At 47.8% G+C, this 22485-nt stretch carries 20 protein-coding genes; all 20 read right to left on the reverse strand.

What is annotated here, in order from left to right:
* Positions 1-10: 10 nt before the first annotated feature.
* Positions 11-547 (reverse strand): DUF2284 domain-containing protein, encoded by a 537-nt coding sequence (locus ACZMB2_RS00790; protein WP_487595077.1) that lies wholly within the window; start codon positions 545-547, stop codon positions 11-13.
* A gap of 70 nt (positions 548-617) precedes the next feature.
* Positions 618-1712: a hypothetical protein gene (locus ACZMB2_RS00795; protein WP_487595078.1), complete on the reverse strand. Its 1095-nt coding sequence runs from the start codon at positions 1710-1712 to the stop codon at positions 618-620.
* 33 nt (positions 1713-1745) lie between these two features.
* Positions 1746-3602, reverse strand: a complete 1857-nt coding sequence (locus ACZMB2_RS00800) for a baseplate J/gp47 family protein (protein ID WP_487595079.1) — start codon at positions 3600-3602, stop codon at positions 1746-1748.
* Positions 3596-6427, reverse strand: a complete 2832-nt coding sequence (locus ACZMB2_RS00805) for a baseplate J/gp47 family protein (RefSeq protein WP_487595080.1) — start codon at positions 6425-6427, stop codon at positions 3596-3598. The genes ACZMB2_RS00800 and ACZMB2_RS00805 overlap by 7 nt, the downstream gene beginning before the upstream one ends.
* Positions 6428-6444: 17 nt before the next feature.
* Entirely contained in the window at positions 6445-6858 is a 414-nt protein-coding gene (locus tag ACZMB2_RS00810) for a gp25 family contractile injection system sheath assembly initiator (protein WP_118769508.1), read from the reverse strand.
* Positions 6859-6872: 14 nt separating this feature from the next.
* Positions 6873-7652 carry a phage baseplate assembly protein V gene (locus ACZMB2_RS00815; protein ID WP_487595081.1) on the reverse strand — a complete coding sequence of 260 codons (780 nt, stop codon included), beginning with the start codon at positions 7650-7652 and terminating at the stop codon, positions 6873-6875.
* Positions 7649-8740: a phage late control D family protein gene (locus ACZMB2_RS00820; RefSeq protein WP_487595082.1), complete on the reverse strand. Its 1092-nt coding sequence runs from the start codon at positions 8738-8740 to the stop codon at positions 7649-7651. The genes ACZMB2_RS00815 and ACZMB2_RS00820 overlap by 4 nt, the downstream gene beginning before the upstream one ends.
* Positions 8741-8773: 33 nt before the next feature.
* Positions 8774-9502, reverse strand: coding sequence for a CIS tube protein (locus ACZMB2_RS00825; RefSeq protein WP_308459051.1), 729 nt, complete (start codon positions 9500-9502; stop codon positions 8774-8776).
* Positions 9503-12148, reverse strand: coding sequence for a hypothetical protein (locus tag ACZMB2_RS00830; protein ID WP_487595083.1), 2646 nt, complete (start codon positions 12146-12148; stop codon positions 9503-9505). It lies immediately after the preceding gene.
* Between the two features lie 3 nt (positions 12149-12151).
* A complete protein-coding gene (locus tag ACZMB2_RS00835; protein ID WP_487595084.1) occupies positions 12152-12577 on the reverse strand; it encodes a phage tail protein in 426 nt (141 codons plus the stop codon).
* 18 nt (positions 12578-12595) lie between these two features.
* Positions 12596-12739 carry a DUF6760 family protein gene (locus tag ACZMB2_RS00840; protein WP_487595085.1) on the reverse strand — a complete coding sequence of 48 codons (144 nt, stop codon included), beginning with the start codon at positions 12737-12739 and terminating at the stop codon, positions 12596-12598.
* 32 nt (positions 12740-12771) lie between these two features.
* Entirely contained in the window at positions 12772-13140 is a 369-nt protein-coding gene (locus ACZMB2_RS00845; RefSeq protein WP_118769502.1) for a phage tail assembly protein, read from the reverse strand.
* Between the two features lie 93 nt (positions 13141-13233).
* Positions 13234-13674 (reverse strand): phage tail protein, encoded by a 441-nt coding sequence (locus ACZMB2_RS00850; RefSeq protein WP_118769501.1) that lies wholly within the window; start codon positions 13672-13674, stop codon positions 13234-13236.
* Positions 13675-13711: 37 nt separating this feature from the next.
* On the reverse strand, positions 13712-15430 hold the full coding sequence (locus tag ACZMB2_RS00855; RefSeq protein ID WP_308459054.1) for a phage tail sheath family protein: 1719 nt from the start codon (positions 15428-15430) through the stop codon (positions 13712-13714).
* A 70-nt stretch (positions 15431-15500) separates the two neighbouring features.
* Complete coding sequence (locus ACZMB2_RS00860; RefSeq protein WP_118769499.1) at positions 15501-15893, reverse strand: DUF4280 domain-containing protein; 393 nt, start codon at positions 15891-15893, stop codon at positions 15501-15503.
* Between the two features lie 29 nt (positions 15894-15922).
* A complete protein-coding gene (locus ACZMB2_RS00865) occupies positions 15923-16615 on the reverse strand; it encodes a hypothetical protein (RefSeq protein WP_118769498.1) in 693 nt (230 codons plus the stop codon).
* A 12-nt stretch (positions 16616-16627) separates the two neighbouring features.
* The gene (locus ACZMB2_RS00870; RefSeq protein WP_118769497.1) at positions 16628-17194 is read right to left on the reverse strand and encodes a Pvc16 family protein; all 567 of its coding nucleotides are present in this window, start codon (positions 17192-17194) and stop codon (positions 16628-16630) included.
* Positions 17195-17211: 17 nt separating this feature from the next.
* Positions 17212-18879: an MORN repeat-containing protein gene (locus tag ACZMB2_RS00875; RefSeq protein WP_118769496.1), complete on the reverse strand. Its 1668-nt coding sequence runs from the start codon at positions 18877-18879 to the stop codon at positions 17212-17214.
* 25 nt (positions 18880-18904) lie between these two features.
* Entirely contained in the window at positions 18905-21577 is a 2673-nt protein-coding gene (locus ACZMB2_RS00880; RefSeq protein WP_487595086.1) for a HAMP domain-containing protein, read from the reverse strand.
* A gap of 16 nt (positions 21578-21593) precedes the next feature.
* Positions 21594-22484, reverse strand: a complete 891-nt coding sequence (locus ACZMB2_RS00885; RefSeq protein ID WP_118769494.1) for a hypothetical protein — start codon at positions 22482-22484, stop codon at positions 21594-21596.
* Position 22485 lies beyond the last annotated feature (1 nt).

The following is a 22485-nucleotide window of genomic DNA, read 5'->3' on the forward strand; positions in this document are numbered from 1 at the left end:
CTAAAAATACTTATTCGTACAGAATCAGACTGAACCAGGTGACCACATTTCCCCCGTTCATAAAGGTAATCTGATATTTTTCTGCCAGATCTGTCACCAGAATGCCATAGCTTTCAATGCACGGAAACATTTTATCCGGATGTCTGCATGGGGCATCCGGGTAAGCGCAGTGCTCACAGATAGCGCAGGACTCCGTCGAGAGGGTCAACGTTTTCGAACATTGCTGTTCCACCAGCGCCCGGATCTGTCTTGTGATCTCCTCGTGATCCTTTCTGGTATCCAGCATTTCTTTCATATTTTCGATATCGGATACTTCCGCCACCGTTGTAAAAATAAAGCCTCCGGTATACTGGCGGCATCGTTCCTTACATTCTGCCACAGTACCCACTGCAGGCGGGCAGGACCAAGAGGTCCCATACCGCGGACATTCGCTCTCACAGATATGGCGCACCTGTTCGAGAAATGTGATCTCTTCCGGTTTTATAAATGCATATTCACAGACTGGGTATTCTGCGATCTGGGTCTCCAGTTTTTGCTGATCTATCATTTTTATCTTCCTCTGTATATCGTAATCTTTTTTTCATTATAATACATACAGAGAAAAACAGACAACGCTTTTATCCCAGTACATAATTTCCGCCCAGCACAAATCCGCTGGTATCTGCCTGCTCCGGTATGGACAGTCTGCTGTTTTTGTCAAGATAGCAGTGGGTATCCATATGACTGCTCCAGTCCAGAAGAACCAGATTACAGTTCATCCCGAGGGGAATATAGTCCTCCATCAGCTGCAGCAGCTTTTCTTTTGCGGGCGGATGTTTCATATCGGATGTGTCCAGAATAACCGTAAAGGTGTCTTCCTCACGTCCGTAGAGTTTCTCATAAGCCTCCATCAGTCCGGTGCCTTTTTTCATCCAGTCATGCCATTTAAAATACTCCAGAATCCGTGCTTTTCTTCCCACTGACAGAGCAATCATTTCCTCAAGCACATGGCCGGTGCCTCTGCCGCACTGAATTTCCTGCAGATGCTTTAAAAGCCAGCGGATCTGTCCGGAGGAATACTGCTGTTCCCTGCTCCAGTCACCTGTCCAGGATGCCAGTTCCGGCAGATGTTCCTCTGGAGTACTCTCATAGTCCAGATAATCCGGCACATAATCTACTTCCCGTTCCTGATCTTCGTACATACTCTGGAGCACGGTCATATACCGCTCAAAAAATGTATCCCTTCCGGACGTCTGATAAATTTCCGGCAGATATTCCACAAAACTGCCCCATGGGAATTCCACATGAAGACCGTCAATCTGAAAATGACTGTCCACACGTGCGCCGGATACCCGGATCAGGATATAAAGGTACTGTCCTGTCAGGCTGTGAAGAAGCAGATCGTCCGTGTTTACTTTTCTGATAAAGGTCTGCTCTCGCAGCATCTCTTCTATCTGATCTGCTGTCCGCTCTTCCGCATACAGAAATTCCCTTAGATCTTCATTGGAAGCTGCCGCCATGATCTCATACTTGCATTCCCGGAAGATTCCGCTTAAAACCAGCCGATGCCAGGTTTCGTTTTGATCCATGGAATCATAGACCGGTGCAAGCCATGTAAATACCCCGCCGCCTGTTCCGGTCAGACGGTAATCATCACTTAATTCCATGCGGAACCGTTTTCCTTCTGCTAATGCAAGCCGGTAAAAATTCACCTGTTTTCTGTTTTCCATCATAACCGGCAATCCTCCTTCTTTCTATTTGTCATCTCAGACAAATTCCAGTTCTATTTTTTCCAGATAAGCAAGAGCGTCTTCCTGCAAATAGATATCTCCTCTGTCATCTTTTTCGGCTGCGCTGCCCACACGTTCCAGATTCAGTTCCTGCACCCGGACGACACCGGGAAGCATCTCCAAACCCGCAAACAGTTTTCCACTGGAAATAACAGCCCCAAACCTCTTCTCTCCTCCTGCTTCTGCAATCTGCTTTTTCAGCCAGGAGCAGACATCGTTTTTCTCTTTTTCAGACAGAGACTGCAGTGCAACTCTGCCATAGATTTCGATTCCCACATATTCTGGCTGAACAATGCTTACCTTTGTATTCAGCAGACGGTATGGCTCAATATACTGCCGGATTGCCCTCTGATAGGTTTCACTTAAATCCGGTCTTTTCTCATCCGTCCATGTTTTCACCACCGCAACCACTTCATTGTATCCTCGGTTCTGACGATGCAGTTTTTCATAGACAGTACCCGGAATTACGTGTACCCGCTCAATCAAAAGTCCAGGCGTTGACCCGATGATGGTCTCATAATCTTCCTCCGAAGCCATCCTTCTCTGTGCAAATACACTTTCTTCCATTCGCGAAATCATATCTTTTAACTGTTCCCGCTCTCTTCCGCCGGTCAGAGGCATGGGATTGGAAACTCTGCAGGATCCATCCGGTGTTCCTGCAAATTCCTTCAGTTCCCCCGCCTGCACATTTCCCGCTCCGTAGAGAGAACAGGAAAGCCCGGTCACATAGACCGACTGTTTCTGAGGCGGCACCACTCCATGAATTCCGTCACCAAAACGAATCTGCTGCCGATCTCCTTCGTAGACAAATACCTGATCTGCATACCCGGTTCCTGCAAACGATTTCACCCGTCTCCAGATGGCAGGGTTCCCGTCTTCTCCCATGAGCAGCAGGGAAAAATTCCATACATCCGGATAGTCAAACAGCAACGTCTGTCCCGCACAGCCATCTGTCTGACCGATCCGCAGTTCCGACAGAACCTCTCCCTCTTTGCAGACGGTCGCCTTCTGCACTACCTGCAGCGGGTTCACATAGACCATACCAATCCGTGGAAAACAGTCATAATGGTTCTCCTTTAAGACTGCCCGGAGCATATAGCCAGAGCGTCCTGACAACGGTTCCCTGAACTGTTCCATCTTTGCCGGAATATCCGGACGCACAAATCCACTTCTTAAAAAGCCGCAGGTTTCATCCCTTACGGTTACTTCCACCCAGCCCTGCTCTGTATAAATCTGCCAGATGAAGTCGCACAGCCGGAAGGAGTCGTCAAAAGGATTTCTCCGCTCATCCGCTTCCACGCAGATATAAAGACCATCCCCCTGAAGCAGCGGTTTTTCAAAGCAGAACCAGACTGCTGCTTCCTTATTGAATTTCCCGGAAAATCCTTCCGCATAATCCCCGTCCTTTCCTGCAAATGCAGTCATATCCGTAAGCATTCCATCTGCCTCATTGAAAAATGCGATAAACCGGTTTTCCCGCACTTCATAATCCCGGATCGTTTCATAGGGAATCGTTCCAGCCAGAAATCTGGTACCTGCCGGCAGTACTGTTCCTTCCGGTAATCCTTCCACAACCACATAACCACCTGCAGGGCATCCTTCCTTCGGCTCCACTCCCAGAAGCTTCAGGTATTTTTCCACATGGACATCTCCTGTGGCACTCATATAATAATCCAGCATGTCTGTGAGCCAGGCATACATCTGTAACACCGTAATACCCGGATCATGGTGGTTAAAATCTGTCCACTCCTCCGTCATGGAGGGAATCCTGCTCACAGCCCGCTGCATCATCTGCTCATATGTCAAATCATCAAGCTTTGGTACCTTTAACATCCGCTCACCTCTATGTATACCATGTGTTCTCCGTTTACTGCCATGGCAAACGGATCATTCAGGTTCTCATAAAATTCATCTGTTACGGAATACTCCTGGCCATTCACCTGCGCCGTGATCACCATTCTGGTGATGCTGCAGCCCGGAAGTCCTGTCCGCAGAACCGCTGTCAGCTGGGATGCCCTCGGAAGTTCCCCGATCTCCCATCCCTGTCCGGACACACCACCCTTTAAAGGATTAATAAAATCCGTCATTTTCGCCAGTGCGCGCTGCTGCAGGTCGTATGCCTGATCCATGGAATCCTTCTCAAGCCATACCCTGACATTCATCCGAATAAAATGTGGCTGAATTAATGTCAATGACTTTCCAGACGGCATCAGCGCGCTGTCCCGCAGAAGCCGGTCCCGGATTGCTTTCTTGATTCCGGAAAATACATGGGCTCCCTTTTCATATTCCTCCACCAGGACCGCAATTGTGATCTGATTCATCTGATTGACGCATTTTACTTTCCGGATTCCATAAGATTCCTGCGCAATCAGCTCTGCGAAATCCTTTCTGGTAACTGCCCTGTTTCTGGTACGAAGCATGCCGGATACCAGACGCATGGCTGTCTCTTCCGTATATCCATCGTAACCGCCATAGGCCGGAAATGGATTTGTTACCTCGGACAGATACCGGATGGCGGTTCCCGGTATGGTGATTGCTCCCGCCGGAACATTGGCCACGCTGCCGCTGTAGTTGCTGTGCAGCACCCGAATATGCGGTCCTTCCTCTGCAAGACGAAAACCGGAAAACTGATGTTTTCGGAAGAAAAGTTCTCCTGATGCCATATCAAGCTGACAGGTTCTTCCATTTTCCACCGAGCGGCTACTCTGTCTCCAGGGGATCCATTCTTCTCCTTCTTCTGTCTGTTCACGAACAAAGACTTCCGCTTTCAGAAGATTCTGCTGGGACAGCTGAATATGCACCGCTGCTTCCTCATCTTCCAGATAAAACTCCTCTGTCACAGTGTTTACATTCGCCACCCGCGCCATATTCGGATAGATGCCATGAATCACAGGAAGGGCATGTTCCGGATTTTCCCGGTTATAGTTGATAAATCGGAGAAAATATCCTTCATATCCAAATTTTGTTGTTTTTTGTATATCATCTGGTATCATCAGAAGCAGATTGCCCGAACCGGAAAATCCATCGGTATAATCGGCTGTCTTCACCGGCTGAAATCCCCGGGATGACAGATATTCCACCTGAAAGGAAATCGGACGATCACCATAATTCTCAATATCGAAATAAAGACTGAGGGGAGTTCCTGCCACCGAACCGGAAAATCCCAGATACATGGTCCTTCTTCGATGCTCGGTCTCATAGAACAGATTGACCACACCCTGGCTTCTTAGATCTTCCGTAATATTTTTTTCTTCAAAATTGTTCCGGGTCATGGCCCAGACAGGAAGCTGCATTTCCTGCTCATAGGTATAGGAAAAACTCAGCCCTGCCATCACCGGGCATTTATAGATTGCCGGCATCCTGTAAATATTTTCTGCCTGCAGAAGACGAAGACGGATTCTTCCGCTCCTCCGCTCCGGATCGTACTCTGCCATATCTTCCGGACAGATGAATTCCATCGTCATTGGTCCTTCCACGGAACCATTAAACATAGTACCGGTCCGTTCGTCCTTCAAAAGCCGTTTCCATCCGGTCTCGCTTAAATATTCCCAGCACACATAGTCTGCCAGCACTTCAGCCGGACGCACATTCAGCTGCTCACGCGGCTTTTTCATGATTGCCTTATATTCCAGTTCCATCTCCGGAAGTTCCAGCTTTTCTTCGTGAATCCGATAATTGAGCAAAAACGACATGCTCACTTTTGCTCCACGTCTGCTCAGTACTTCCTTGTCGTCTATAGAGCACTCATTATAAAGTCCCAGCGGTTTTCCAAATGGGAGAAAATTCCCTGCCGGTTCCTCATTTCCATTCAGATATACTTCTTCCGGTACTTTATTTTCCCCGGCAAATGTAAGGGAAAGAGAACGAATATAAAGATCCTGTATCCCTTCAAGGCAGGTGAGTACCAGGTAATACCCTTCTTTCTGGCCGACCATTGCTTTCTGCGGCTGATAATCCGGCAAAAGCAGATGAATCCTTCCATCCGTTTCTTCGACTGTAGTGAAAGTACGCTCTTCTCCATCTGTTTCCAACATGGACCAGCGTACCTGGTCTCCCGTCAGAAATTTCAGAAGCTTGTCCTGATCTTCTTCTCCTCCCGCCTGAACCTGAAGAAAAAGGTCAAGACCGCTCATCCAGTCAAAGAGATTTTCAAAACACAGATACAGCTGATGAACCGTACAGTTTACCCCTTCCGTTCCGAAAGCACGAAAACTGGTTGGATTCTGTTCTGAATAGTTTCTCTTAATAATCCGATCCTGATCCCGATCCGTTACTACGATAAGCTCCGGGGCAGTATCGGAAATAGTCATTCCATGCTCTGTCTGAAATACAATATCTCCTGCTTCCGAAGAAGGAGACAGTACCTGCGTACCTGCAGGAATCGCTACTTTTCCTTCATATCCGCTGACCGGTCGGAACTGCACATAGGCTCTTGATGCACTGACCGGCTCTTTTAACAAATGTTCAAACAAGTTCAAATACTGAATCCGGTGTCTGGGAATGACTTTTCCATAGCGCTCCCTGCTCTCCTCCATCATGGTCCCGCACAGATCGGTCAGCACGCAGCCCGGGTCAGATGCCCCATGCTCATATGCAAATTCCGGCACATAAGAATGCATCAGTTTCTGCAGTTTTTCATAAGTTTGATTGTCACTCATGCTCTTATGCCCCTTTCCTAAAGTTCACCGATTCCCTCTTCCAGATAATAAGGAAATACCAGGTTATTCGGATTATTGGTCGCCCGTACATAGTAGCTGATATTCAGATAAATAGTTCCCCGCGGCAGATCTTTTTTATCCACCGTTACTTCCACCTGCCGGATTCTTGGCTCATGTCTTGTCAGGGCATCCTCCACTTCCCGGATCAGTCTTGACTCAAAGGCGGTATCCGGGAGATCAAAAATATATTCCTGCAGATTGCATCCGAATTCCGGCAGCATTGCCCGCTCCTTCAGCCTTGTCATCAGAATAATATAGATGGCCTGGCGGATATCTTCTTCCCCCTCCGCCATGCGGAAATGTCCGGTCACCGGATCCACCTCCGGAGGAAATGCAAATCCTTTTCCTAAAAATGCTCTCGAACTGTCCATCTCTTCTCGCTCCTTTAGTTAATCTGAACCACGGCTCCCTTAACGGCTACCGGACCGGAAGCCTGGAGATTGATCTTGGCCTGACCCTTCACATCGATCTGCGCACCTTCTGCCTTTAATGCAGAATTTGCTTTCAGTCCAATCTCATTATCCGCCGTCACTGTCACTTTTTTTGCTTTCAGGCTGACCGCTCCTGCATTTCCATCCATGGTCAGTTCCGCGCTTCCTGCCTTCAGAGAAATATTTTTCTCCGACTGAATGGTAATCTTTCCATTTTTATAATCCATGCTCAGCATGTTCTTTCCGTCTTTGTCAGAGATCTTACAGCTTTCCGTACTGTCATCCACTGCAATGACGCTTCCTTTTGGAGTCGTCAGCGTGATACTCTGCTTTCCGTCTTCCTCCTGAATCAGAAGATCCATGCCGCCCTTGGTCTTCAGATGTTTTTTCAGATTCTTCTGATCAAAATTCTCCGACACCACAGAAGCTCCGCTGGGATACAGACTTCCTAGCAAAAACGGCCGCTTCAGGCTTCCGCCGATAAATCCAACCAACACCATCTCGTCGATTTCCGGCACCAGATAAGTACCATAATCTTTTCCCGCATAGGGAGACAGAAGACGCACCCACTCGCACATATTTTTTCCGGTCTCCCAGACGGTAAATTCTACTTTTACCATGCCTTTAAAATCAGCATTATTATTCTCGACTACGATGCCCTGTACAAAACCGGGCACCTTCTGATTGTCGTAATATTCATTCTCACTGTGTAACAGATCCGTAATGGAATTCACAGGCTATTCACCCCCGCTTTCAGATAAGTCCGGTATCCGTCCTCGTCCAGCACATGCCGTACATAGGTAATATAATATTTCCGGTCTGCCTGGGAAGAAAGTTCTTCTACTTCCACAAAACGTCCCGGTGCCAGTTCCGGAATGCCGACACATTCACATTCCAGTTCTCCGAACTGCTGGCAGATCTCCTCCATCCGGGCCTTTGCCCTCTTTGCTGCTTCTGAAGCGTCTTTGACACCCGGCTCATAAAATACCTGCCTGGAATTACCCATCATCTTCTTTGAACCACTGCCAAAGGAACCCTGAATGGATGCCTCTCCTTTTATCTGTTTGCCACTGTTCTCATCAATGGAACGGATCTCGATTTTCTTCACCAGCTGCTGTCCGGAAAAGGACAACCTCGCCTTCAGGATTCCCTGCAGAGGGGACAATTTCATAATAGAGGACGTTACTTTCTGCCGTTTCCGGAAATAAGCTTTTCCCTGAAGAATAAAAAATTCATATCCCTGTTTGTTTGCCTGTTCTGTGATCAATTCATAATCCGTCATCATATGGCTTCTTAAAGGAACTTCCTCCTCCGGGCAGGTATCAATCTCTTTTCCTGACAGATAGCTGCTCACTGGCTGCTCACTTAAGATTGCCTTTACCACGGCATCTGCACTTTTCTGCGTAAAAAATTCCATTCTGCGGTTTTTCATGAGAAGGCCTTTGGCATCCATGCATTCCACCCGCACACGGTAAGCCCCTTCTTCCATACCATACTGGTATTCCACCTGGCTGATGTAGCCTTTAAAAAGAGATTCCTTCCGGACATATCCCATGGCTACTTCCACATCCTCGCCAATCTGAATCTTTTTTACAAATTTTTTAAAATCCGTCTTTTCTTCGTCATACGCACCGTCGATATAAAAGACACATCCAGATGCTTCATAACCACTGGTCAGTTCCAGCTCCACATCCCGTATATTGGCATTGGCTCCTGCTGCCAGCTTCGTTCCTCCGACGGTGATCTCAGCGGAAGGGGCACGGAATTCATCATATTTCCTGCTCAGTGCACGAAAGTTTGTGCTCCCTTTCATCAGATCCATGCTGCTCCCTCCTTCCGCTTTTTCTGTCCGGTACTATAACGCCGGAACTTTTAATCTCTTTGTGTAATCAATCTTCCTGGGATTTAAAATCCCATTCTCCCTGGCAATCTCTTTCCAGCAGGAAACATCATGATACTCGGCATCTGCCAGCATCCAAAGTTCTTCCCGCTGATTCAGTCTTCGATATTTGGTACGGTCCGGAGATTCGTGGGGATTCGCTCCGATTACATTGAGGATGCTCTTATCCTCTCCCTCGATCTCCATGTCTAACTTTGCCCGAACCGGCATACCGTTCAGGTTAAACATCTGATAGCTGATGCTTAAGGAAGTAATGTGTCCATAAAATGCCATGCTGCCCCAGGAAAATGTCACCAGGCTCTGCTCGTGATTTTCCGCGTTCATTTTCATAATCAGAGAAATGTCCTGGCAGATTTTCGTCAGTTCTTTGTCATCATTCAGATATTTGCTCAGGCCCTTTGGCACCTGATACTCTGGCATATAGGTAGAGGTATCCAGAATCAGGCTGACTCTCAAATTCGCCAGTTCACTGTCTGCCGCCTGTGTGTTTTCCGGATGGGATTCTTCCCCATGTCCGGCATTATTTTTAAATCTCAGACCCCGGCTGATGGAATATTCCGTAGGATTAAACTGCACTGGAAGTGTCACTTCCCGGCCGGTCTGTGCGTTCTTATAGGTGAGAGAGGCTTTCTGAAGCGCTCCGTCTCCGTAGATTAATTTCTGTCTGGTATCAATGGAACTCATTTAGAGTAATCCCCTCCTTCCCCGTTCTGTTCTTAGTTTTTCTTCGATTCTTCGATATACCCGGTTGGTCATCTGCCCGAGGCTTGCATCCACCTGGGTCTCTACTTCCCGCTGTACCTGTCTGCGGATCAAAGTAGAAACGTCTTTCTCCTTCACCGTCTCCGGTGCCTGTCGGATGACTTCCCGAACCACTTCTTTTTGCTGTTCCGTCAGAGTTTCCTGACGGACAACCGTCGTTTTCTTTACTTCTTTAATATCCTGGGTGATCTCATGGATCTGTTTCTGCAGATTCTGGTTCTGTTCTGCCTGCTCCTGTGGAGAGACTTCTTCCGGATAAATCATCGGTGCCTGCTCCATGGCAGCCTTTACTTCTCCCACAGATATTTCCGGTACCTGTATCAGTCTGATGGCCTGCGGCATCTGGCTTTTTATCCGGAGCATCTCTGTTCCCGGACGACTGGTCATCTGCGGCTGCGACCTCACGGCCCCCGGCTGACCAGACTGTCCTGCCATTGTCTGCTGTATCATCACAGTTTCTGATTGTCCCGGTATCTGCTGCACCATCACGGTTTCTGACTGTTCCGGTATCTGCTGCACCATCATGGTTCCTGGCTGTCCCGGTATCTGCTGCACCATCACGGTTTCTGACTGCCCCGGTATCTGCTGCACCATCATGGTTCCTGGCTGTCCCGGTATCTGCTGCACCATCATGGTTCTTGACTGTCCCGGGGTCTGCTGTACCATCACGGTTCCTGACTGTCCCGGGGTCTGCTGTGCCATCATGGTTCCCGGTTCTCCGGACCTGACACCTGCCGGTGCCTGTGTCATCATCGTCTTTGGCTTCGTTGACCGTGCTGCTGCTTTCACCGGTTCCTGACGCACACGGTAAGCATCCAATATCCGTTCTACCCTATGAATTACGGTATTCTCATCTGATGACTTCCTGTCCGTTAATTGTAATTGCTTCCCGACTGGCTGCACTGCCTGTTTACTCTGTCCACTCTGCGTATCCAGCACCTGTTCCAGATATTCCAGTGCTGCCGGATGGATCGTAACTGTTCCGCCAGTCTGTAGCCGAATGTTCTCCCCGGCCTGCCGGAAAATCTGATCTGCCAGCTCTCTTGCTCTCGGAACTGACGTGCTTGTTGGCTGATGAACGGATGGTTCTTCTGATGGCTTTTCGGCCTCCCGGTTCTTATCCTCCCGAAGTTCCTTCACAATCTCCTGCCGGATCTCATTCCAGTGCTCATCAGATGTCTGCTCGAAACTGTACAGAAGTTCCGCTTCCTGAAATGTACGATCAGGCTGATGCCGCTTCAGATCTTCCACCCGGAATATGGATCTGCTCCGATGTTCCGGAACCGTCAGTGTTTTATCATAAATGTCCGGCTTTCTTGCTTCCGATTGCGACGGCTCTACATTTTGTAAAGAGACTGCATCCTGTGACGATTCTACATTTTGTAACGGGGCTGCAGCTTGTGACGGCTCTATATTCTGTAATACTGTTGTACTCTGTAATTGTGGCTTATTTTGTATTGCTGATACTGTCTGCTGCAGGAGCAGACGTTCCTGTTGCTCTTTGTTTCTGGCGACAACCGCTCCTTCCGCCTGCTGTGTCAGGCTTCTGAACTGCCTCGCAATCATCTCCCTCTGCTGTTCCAACACGCGTTCCTGCTGTTTCAGGAATTCCGGCGTATCCGGCTTGCTCTGAGCCTGGGTATTTGCAGTCTCCTCCGCCGGGTCCTGTACGCCATATTCCAGATGCAGGAAATCAAACGACTTCTGGGGAGCCTTCTGAGCTTCCAATGTCGGTGTCTGTAATGCCGGTGTCTGTAACGCCTGCGTCTGCAGTTCCCGCGTCCACACCTTAGTTCTTTCCGGACTGTTTTCTGTCTGTTCACCGCCCTGCTCAGCATTCCCATAAAAATGGTTTTGTGTACTGCTGTAATATATATTTTCAATTTTCCGAAGCAGAATTTCCTGCTCCGTCAGATTCGTAGTCTCCGTATGTCTGTTCTGTTCGACGCTGAGTTTTCTCTCCTCCGTCTGAATTTCATGTTCTGTTTTATTCAGCTTTTCAGTAATCCGGAGTTCTCTCCCCAGTTTTCCTGCAAGCTTTTCTGTCCGCACTTCTGTCTCTTTGTGCAGCAGTTTTTCCTGTCTCTCCGTCTCTCTGTACAGCTGTTCTTTTTGTCTCTCCGTCTCTCTGTACAGCTGCTCTTTTTGCCTCTCCGTCTCTTTGTACAGCTGCTCCCGCAGCATGGTAAGTTCCTTTACACCGCCTTCTTTTACCAGTGTGTGCAGCCGTTCTGCCATTTCATGAACGATCTGCTTCTCTACTCCAGGCAGCTCTTCCTGTATCGTCCGCTCCACCAGTTTTTCTACGGACGGAACTACTCTCTGCTCCAGTTTTTTTTCCAGGATATTGGTAACAAACCGGAGATTCTGATGGTATAAATGATTTTCCTCTGTCAAATTCTGAATCTGATAGAGATTTTTAATATAATGATTTTCAATGGAGGTGCCTCCGGTCTCCCCTGCAGACTCCTGTTCCGGAAATACCATGGGCGCACTGTCAAAGGTCTGTCCGAAGCCTTTATGTTTTGCAATCATTCGGTTGGAAAAATCCTGAAACTGATTATTCATTTCCTATGCCTCTTCCAGTGTAAGATACCCCATCTCTATCGTTCCAAGCATCAGACTGCTGTTTTCTGCATTTAATTCACTGACAGAAATTCTCCTGACATAGCAGCCTCTCAGATAATAGGATTTGACCAGTGACTGATCTGATCCTAACACCCCAATCATCACTTCTCCGCGAAACCGGTATCCCGGCTCATAGATCGTGAACTCCTTCTCATCCGAGAAAAGTCCTCTCTCCAATGTAATCGTCCGTTCCGCAGTGTTTTGGTTATTCAGGGAATACACAACTGTGTTTCTTCCCCCTTCTCTCAACGCTTCAAAATTTCCTTCCGCTGAAAGTCCCGATACCTTCTGAAAGGGGATCCGTTTCTTTTCCAGCTCAACAACAAAATTGTAGCCTCTCCGGTACAATTCTTTTGATCTGTCTGCCATTTTGTTCTCCCCTTTCTCTTATAATTCAAATATATTCTTCGGTTTCCCGCTGATTTTCTTATGAATTTCTGATATTTCCGCGCAGAACCGCCGCCTCGTCTTATGATCCATCTGCATCACAGACTCAAAACTCCAGTGGAAATAATAAGCCACAAAAGACACTTCCTTATATAGCTCATCCTCCGGATAGACGGTTATTCCGCCCTCGTAAAATTTATAGGTTTTTTGTATTTTTCCCCACAGGCCGGGCAGACACAGGTTTCCATGAGATCATCCATGGAATTGATGGTCTGATACATATTCTGCAAAAATGCAAGGTCTGCGGAAAACAGTTTTTCAATGGTGGTCGGCCGGATGTTGGTCAATGTTCCTAAGGAAGTGACCACTCTGGAAAGAAGAATGATCGTCAGATATGCCGGATTGCTGACCACCCGCGGATCGCGAAGCGGCAGAATCTCATCGGCTGCCGTTGCCAATCTCATGACGCCTTTCTTATGGACTTCCCCATTCTCATCCACATATCCTCTCGGAAGTTCAAATTCAAATTCTGTAATCAGTTCCATCGTGTTTCTCCCCTTTTATCAAATTCCGAATCCTGTCAGGGAAGTTCCCGGGAGAAGACTCCTTCTCCCGGACATCCCAATAAGTGAAAGAATTTAGCTCTCTCTTGTCATAGATTCATATACCAGTTCCACACTCTCAAATGCGATCTCACTGGAGCTTGCATTGAAATCCGGAGCGGTATATTTGCTTGGCCATGCATTGGTCAGATTCCATACTGCCAGTGCGGTGGATCCGTCATCATCAAACAGGGTAATGGTCACATTCTTGTTGTGATCCTCTCCGAGAGACGTTCCCTGGGAGATAGAGGTTACCCAGTCATAGAAGCTTAAGGAACTGGTCATGCCCCATTTCAGCGTTACATTACCGAATTTGGTCAGACCGTTCATTTTGCGGGACCAGTTCACACCTTCATCACCGGTACGGTATTCAATAACATCAATACTTGCGTCGAAACCGCTTACTTCTGAAAAACTTGCCTCGGTAATTCCATCGATCTCGACCTTATAATTATATTTTTTAAACGGATATGCCACGTGTTTAATCCTCCTTTATCTTTCTTTTATGCCTTCCTTATGACTCTTCCATGAACTGGGTGATTCTGAAGATGACGAACTCAGCCGGGCGGCTCGGAGCTACTCCGATCTCGCAGATCAGACGGCCATTCAGAATATCACTCTGGGACATCGTATCTCTTCCGATATTTACGAAGAATGCCTGGTCTTCGGTAGTTCCAACCAAAGCACCGCTTCTCCACATATCACGCAGGAATGCACGGATGGTTCTTCCCACTCTTGCCCACAGCATCTCATCGTTCGGCTCAAATACAGCCCAGTTGGTCTGGGATTTGATGCTCTCCTCCAGGTAGATGAAGAGACGGCGAACGTTGACATATTTCCAGAGACTGTTGCTGGAGCAGGTTCTTGCGCCCCATACACGGATGCCCTGTCCCGGAAGTGCTCTGATCAGGTTCACACCTGCCGGATTCAGGATATCCTGCTCAGCCTTGTTGTACAGGCAGGAAAGTCCAATGCAGTTATAAACTACTTCGTTTGCCGGAGCTTTGTGAACGCCTCTCTCCACATCACTTCTTGCATAGATACCGCATACAGCTCCTGAAGGCGGAATGTAAGCCGGTCTCTTGTTAAGCACGTCGTAGATCTGAATCCACGGATGATACATTGCTGCATAATCAGAATCAATCTTCTCTTTATGAGCCAATACATCCTGAGGTTTGGTCAGATTCTGCGGAACATCCAGTACTGCGAAGGATGCACCGGTATTTGCGCAGTGTGCAGTCAGTGCCAGCTGAACCGCCGGACTGGTCACACCAGGAATTGCCATAATACTTACATTATTAAGCTCTTTGAAGGCTGCAAGACCGGTTCTCTTTCCAGGACCTCCGTCCACGCCGAGGAATACATCATCCGTGATCGCTTTCTTGCCGCCGTCACTTCCACCTGCCAGGAAGACGATTGCTTTGTCAGCATCTGCTGCTGCGCCAAATACAGACAGCGGATTGATGGCCTCTTTGATCTCCTCTGCAGATACATCTACCAGATCGGATTTGGAAAGCACTTTGCTGATGAAGGAAGCAGCATCTGCATTCAGAGAAACGCCCTCATAGATCTCTACCTGATCTCTGTAAGACACTTCCATGTTCATCTCACAGGTAGAAAGAACCTTTCTTGGAACCGGGGACTTGTCCACCAGGTCTTCTTTTACCGGCAGTGCCAGAGTAATGGTATTTCCCTGTACCATGGCAATCTTGTTATAACCAACTGCCTTGCCATTATTGCGGATTACAACCGTATCGCCCTCTGCGAAAATAGAACCATTTGCTACAGTATAAACCTTTGCTGCCGGGTCCTCACCGGTTGCCTCAAGAACAGCGGTCTTGCCTTTGGTAGCTGCCACTGCAGTTACTTTGATCTCATTGCCCCATTTTCCAGGATTCTTTGCTTTGATGGTGATACCGCCTGCGGATACGGCTGCGATAGCTGCATCTGCTGCTGCGGTACGCATAACATAGCATCTGGAACCGCCGTTTGCAAAGAACTGCTCTACTGCATATGCCAGATAACGGTATTCTCCGTAGGTACTCTCCGGCAGATAGCCTCCGAATTTCCGGTTGAAATCAGCAAAGCTTGATACAAATTCCGGAGTTCCGATTACTTTTCCTTTCTCAGCCATTCCGACAAAACCTGCCGTGCTGGTGCTGACACCCTCCATAGGTCTCATTCCTGATTCAAATTCCTCTACATATACTCCTGGGGATAAATATTCTGCCATTCTTTTGTCTGGTCCGAGGCCCTTTTGCCTCGTACCTGTCCTCCTTTCAATGTAATCTATGTTTCACGACCTATGGCACCATAGTTGTCGTGGCGGGTCCGGGATTTACAATTTGTATTACCCCGCCCCAGTTACACATGCATTTGCACGTGTTATTTACTGCTGGTTTTCCTCCCACCAATACGGTCGGAGACCCCGGTGCCCAGGGGGCTGCTGTCACCGGCACACAGGGCATTGGGGTTAAGACTCCAAGCGCCGCCGCTGTTGCCGCTGCCACCTGCGGATTTGCCATGGAAGTGCACATTCCAAAAGGCATGATATTGACCATCGGTTGATTGTCCGTGATGCATGCAGGCGGCATGTTACTGCATTGGACCTTACTTGCCGGAAGTACATTCAGTACAGATGGCGCCATTCCGAAACTGCACATCAGCTGCGCTCCCGATGTTACGATCAAAGACACGTTCGACCTCCTTTCACCTATGATGGTTTTTATATATGAAGTACCATTACTTCCTCAATTAACTGCTCTTCCCCCGGATCTACGGGAATCGCATAGGCTCCTGCCCCGTCTGTGACGGACCGGTATATTCTGGTTATCGGAGCTCCTTCTTTTAATTTCGCCGGAAATGTTCCCACCGGCTCGATCCGGTATTCATTAATTCCTCTTTTTTCCATGGGAATAAATCTTGCTGTCTCGCTTCCGCTTCCTGCCATAAAAGGCTTTCCGATAAGATTTTCCTTTGTAAATCCCTGGAAAAAGATCCATTCCCCGTCCGGCCCCTTCCTGTATTCCCGGAATATAAGACCCGTCGGTCTGGTTCTCGCCGCATACACTTCTGCCGGAAATGCAGTTCTACTGCTTTCTATCTTTCCGGTCAGATATTCATGGGGATATGGATGTCCCCTGCCCGGCTTTCCATAAAGTCTTACATCTGCAACAGGTTCGTCCGGATTCAGCTGTTTTTTTTCTATCAGAACACTGCAGGAGTGATAATCCGTACTTTCTATCCGTACTCTTGTCACCGATTCCTGTGGTTCCATAAAAAGATACAATCCTTCGTCTTTTTCTACCGGATGGATTACTCTGCCTTCCACGGAAAACAAAAAACCTTTTTTCCGGATACACTGTCCGGTAAAATCATCCACCAGCCGCAGGGCAAATGCCATTCTCATCTGAATCATATGGGCCTCCTGTTACCGCTGTCTCTGGGAAACATCGAATTCGGCTGCTACCACACGCTTGAAGCTGCGGATTCTTCTGGATGACAGAAGCACCGGAGCCACGCTGAAATAGATTCCCAGCTGATATGGAATGGATAACACCGACCATATCTTCGTCTTTTCTTCATAACTCATCGGCAGCAATGTAATGGATGCGCTGGTTTCATCATTTTCTGCGGTCTCATAGAGAATCGCATGATCCATCAGAACCTGCATGGCCCGTCCAAGAATTCGCTGCTCATTTTCCACATTGGACATCATCTGGGATTTGGTATTCATGTACAATGCGAAAAACAGATTCAGAGGCTTCGGCGGATACTGGGCCTGATTGCCGCGGAGTCTGATCATATCCAGATTCTGATATTCCCGCAATTCCTGAATATCATAGAGATACAGTCCCAGCTGAAAATCTGCATTCTTGTCTGTCGGTGCCGCAAGGGCAATGGATTCCGGCGACTGGATCAGCTCCGGACAGATATTTTCCCGCAAAAGCTTCAGGACCTCATTACTTACGTCCGAAATGATTGAAAAATCTGCCATGTCTTTCCCCTCCTCCCTTATTCATTTTCTACGGTAAGGAACATCAGCTGATCCGGTTCACTCATCTGATAACATAACCGGTATCGGATATTGTCCGCTTCGTATACTTCTTCATAGATGGCTTCCGCCAGATTGATGCCGCCCACTTCCACGTGGCTGCTGTTTCTTGTCACCAATTCATAGCTGATACTGCTGAATGCTGTTGGAACGGTGAATCGTACCCTCTCAATGGCAACGCATTCCTGCAGATTGGTAGCGCCGTTCTCCGGCGTCATCTCATATCCTTCCAGAAACTTTAAATCCAGATCGTTGTCATAAGTAGTCACTGCGGTAATTGTAATTTTGCTTTTATCCAGAGTGCTTTCCGGCTGCCATTCCTCATCGCTTAGATAATAGTATGCGTAATAGCGGTTACCTGCCGGAAGGCTCTCCATAAGTTCCTGTTCTTTCGTTTTCTTTTCTGTGGCGGTGCTCCCTGTTTCTGAAGTGGTTCCTTCAGTGGTCCCGGCAGCAGTATCCGTCTCATCCAGCTTACTTTCTTCTGTCTCCGCCAGCGTCTCCCCGTCTTCATCCGGAAGATACCATCCGGTTCCTTCTGCGGAATCTGTACCGGAGAGCTTTAACTCCACCAGGCAGTCTGCTCTCAAAATCACTTTATTTTTCTCATAGAGAAAACTGGTCTCTCCCTCGCTGTAATAGACAATGGGTGTCTCTTTCAACATCACTTCCGCATCTTCCAGCGAGAGACCCAGAAGAGATTCATACTGAATATGATCCCTGGCAAACTGTCCTTCGAAGAGTTCTCTTCCGGAAGAAGCATACCGAATGCCTTTTCCCTGCTCCCGGCCCATATAGAACTCTCCCTCGTATTTCTTAATGCCGGAATCGTAATAGCTGGTTCCCTGTCCATGGTAGGCACCGCTCTGGAAGTTTCCTTCATAGATCATGATGCCTTGTTCATTGTAGAGTACCCCTTCCCCGTTAAAGGCTCCGTTTTCAAAAGTGCCTTCATACTGCACGGTTTTATCCGGATAATACAGGATGCCGTCACCGGAAAACTGATTGTCTGCGAATTTTCCGGTATACTGCGGATTGCCGTCTGCGTTATATAAAGTTCCGGTTCCACTGAATTTATTGTTTTCAAAAGAACCTTCATAAATTTTCAGTCCGTCCTGGTTCCATAAAGTTCCACTTCCACTGCACACACCAGCTTTGATGTCTCCTGTATAGACCACTTCCCCATTGGCTGCCCGAATGTTTGCTTTTCCTGTATAATCTCCTAAATCCATATCATCATAGTCATAATAGACGGTAGTGATAAGGTTTGAAGTAGCAGTGGTATCAGATACCGGCGCTGCAATCCAGTTGAAGTAGATAAAGACTGCCGCGCATCCTGCCAGTATCAGAAAGTAGACCAGCATCTTGGAGATCCAGAACCGTCCGACGGTAAAGTAATCTTCCGGGGATTTTGCCTCCCCGTTTAAGATCTTCCGCACCTTGGCATTGATCGGTGCTACCAGTCTGGAGGTAATAATATTGACATTGAAAATCTGCTGTACCCGGCGAACCACTCTCTGGAAGGGATTCATAACTGCCGTACGCAGTCTCAAGAACGCCTTTCCGAGAAGCTGAAAAGCATAAGATCCTTTCATGCCGCGGAATATCTGCATAATTAGATTTCCCATTCTGCCTTCTCCTCCATCCGGTTACTTAGTTTTTCTTCTGCAAATCCTCGCATCGGAAAATGTAATACTTCGCTGCCATATCTTTTGGATTTTCCCTCAAGACACAGGCAAGCAGGTTCTTTGCCTCGTAATAGAAGCCTTTTTCGTAGAGTTCCATGGCCTTGTCAAAGGCGTGCTGTGTCTGTTTTACCAGCCGGATCTCTTCTCCGCTTCTGTCGTCATAAATATCATAAAGTCCTGTTACCAGACTGCCGTCTTCCAGACGTCCAATATAACGGCCTGCATAGGAATCTTTGTTTGCCATTCGCTCATAGGCTGCTTTCGTAATGAGCAGACGGCTTCCCATGCTCCGTAAGAATTTTCCATTGCTTAACAGCTGCTCAAATTCCGGTGCAATCACTGCCGGGATATACCGTTCCTCATCTCCACAGATACCAAAATATACTTCCGTCTGATCCATGACAAAGACAACGTTCAACTGTTCTTCCGGTCCATAGAGGCGATTATCCGCGTCCATCCTTGCCAGGATTGTCAGCGCGGTTACTGCAGCGGAATCCGCTCCGTTCTGGCACACCAGCATCATGCTCTGCAGGTTGGCATCATCCACAATGGAAATAATATTATTCTGCTGGGCAAACCGGTTGACTGTATTGAAGAACCGGTTCATAAGAGCCTCTGTCTGATTCAACGGAAGGGAGTCTTCCAGGTAAAGCCGTACATTCAGCACGGCGAAATTGCCTTTGACATTGCTTCCGAGGGTCAGAGATCCCAAATTATCTTTTCCAAGAAGACCGATGATACTGGGCGGTACGAACCGGTAATAAGTTTCACTCATACGCTCCAGATTGAGAATCTGTACGTCAATATCATCTGCCATCTTATTAAATACCTGTGCAATTCCTGTCAGTTCATCCTCCGATGTACTGGTAATCCGAATGCTCCGGTCTCCATCTGCAAAAAGCTGCATTTCCCGCTTCATCTCTCCTAACGGGAACAGAATCTGATAGAACAGCAGCATCATGAGCACCATGACAATCAGCAAAAATGCCACACTCACTATAGTGAAATCTTTAATGTAGGTGGCGGTATAAGCCGCAATGTTGGCAGCATAGATACCTGTTTCCAGCAGGTAGACGGTCTCACCGGAAAGTCCTCCCACCGGGGTAATACATACCATACGCTCTCCCAGCGGATCATGAATGGTTCCCGTAACCGATTCTCCGGTCAACGCCGCTCTCCGGTAGAGCTGTTCCGCCGGAAGATTCATCAGAATCTCACAGGGATAAAAACATGGGCTGTTTTTGTCAACACCAATATATAAATCTCCGTTTTCATAGTAAATCACTCTGGTATAGAGTTCACGGGTTGCCAGCTGCTGGCTCAAATAGGAATAAGCTTCCCCTGAATAATCGTAAGGATATTCAATCTCGTTAAAGGACTCCTGTCCGAACAGAGCCGCCAGCATGTTGCCCTCGTCAACGGTCTGTTTTACAAAGTTCTCATCAATAGCGCCCTTGTAATACTGGAAGGAAACTGCTCCAAACAGCGCCATGGTGATGAAGAGAAGCGGGATCGTCGCACTTAACAGCCGTTCCATAATGGTATGTCCGCCCCGGATAGCGCTTGTGAAAACCACCGCAAACCCAAAGATCACCAGAATTACTGCCGCATAGACTGCCCACTGGCGGAGGATTTCCAGGATCATGGCCGGAATACCATACCGGAAAGCGCTGATCACATGGCCGTTTCCATCCTGGCAGACCAGAAAATGAAATCCGTCATCCTGCCCACTCTTCACCAGTGCAGTAAAGGTGTTAAGTCCCGACATGGACATGAGCACTACATCTCCCGGTGTGTACAGATTGGAACCGCCAAAAGGACTGCTGCCGCTTAACACGGTTTCCTCCGATCCATCCTCCAGATTGAGCCTTATGATATTTCCGGTCTCATACTCTCCAAAATAGACATAACCGCTTTCCGCATAGGAGATGAAGGAAGGATACATAAGCGTGTCCACCGTCCGGGCCGGATACACTTCATATACCCGTTCCTCGCTGGCACAGTAGATCTTACCGGAATCGGAAATATAGACCAGGTTTGTGCCGTTTCCAATCGCTTTATAAATCCCTTCTCCCGTTCTCATGGGATAGGTTCTTTCGTTTTTCAGTGACAGGGTATCTTCCAGCACGGAACCAAATTCATAATTTTTTCTAATCGCTTTGGTTTCTTTTTCATCGGTTCCGATAACGGTGATGGTACTGCCGGATGCATTGACCCATCCATAACGGATTCCGTCTTCATTATCCAGTGAAAAAATCTTTCTCTGCCGTCCGTACAGACGGTCGAAATCGATGACCATCAGCTCCTGTCCCAGAACCGTTCCGTCATACCGGTCAACTTTATCCCGCAGGACGTAGACATATTTTTCCCCGGCGGTTACTCCCAGAATCTGATACATGGCATCTTTGCGTTCCGTGCGGAATTTTAAATGCCCGTTAATTGTTCCATTTTGCTTCAGTCTGGCGATGACGGTACTGTTTCCATCATTCCATGCAGCAACGGTTCCTCCGTTCTGTGCCGTACAGAAGGTCAGAAGCGAATCCATGGATACAGTACTTCTTCCAATTCCCCGATACCCGGCCACCACTCCGGCAATTATCAGTGCGATCAGCAATATAGTCCTGAATACTTTTTTCATAAGTACAACACTCCTTTTATTCCCCATCGCCCAAATAGACATTGCCGATGTATTCAATACCGTTATAACTTACATTACTCTCATATGCCTTCCGGACTTTCCAGCGGGTTCTGATCTGTCCTCCCGCATAAATGAGGGTAACCAGCACCAGAATCGTCAAAAACGCTGTCATGGCATTTCTGAACAGGAAATTCCGGACTCTGCGGAAGCGGCTCCGAAACCACCAGAGAATTCCTCTCATCTCCACAGGCTTATCCGCCATGCTGCGGATTGTGGCGATAATAGAACCAAAGGAAGTGAATCCGGTCGTCCGCATTTTCATATCAAACAGCCGTAAATCTCCGGGATAACCATCCCTTGATTCATAACGGCCCTTATAGTTCAGTTCCAGAATGCCAAATGCTTTTTCCGCTGCTGCGAGAAAATACTCCGCCTCTTCTGTTCCTTCTTTCAGTTCTGCGAAATCCATAAAATAATTAAACTGAATTCCGCCGTCCCTTGTAACATTAATATTTCTGTCATGAAGAAGCAGGATTCCCAGATCAGCATCTGCCCCGGATTCCGCACAGGCTGCAATAAGGTTTAATGCTGCCCTCTTACACTGTACAAATTCTGCCAGATACACTCCGCCCAGAAGGGACAGGAGATTTTCGTGATAATAGCGGAACACCAGATTCAGCCTGCTCTCATAGACAAAGGATCCTAAAAAATCCTGATTGGAGAAGAACAGACGTCCTGTATTCAGTTTTTCCGTCACCGTCTTTCTGACAGCTGCATCGCGAATGGCAATCACGGTATAGAACACTCCCGTCTCTCCGGAAAGGTCCGTACATACGTAGATATCATTCACCTGATTCTGAAGAACGGTTCTCACCGTCTCCAGCTCCATACCCAATGCTGGAATCATC

The organism is Hominiventricola sp., assembly GCF_057604405.1.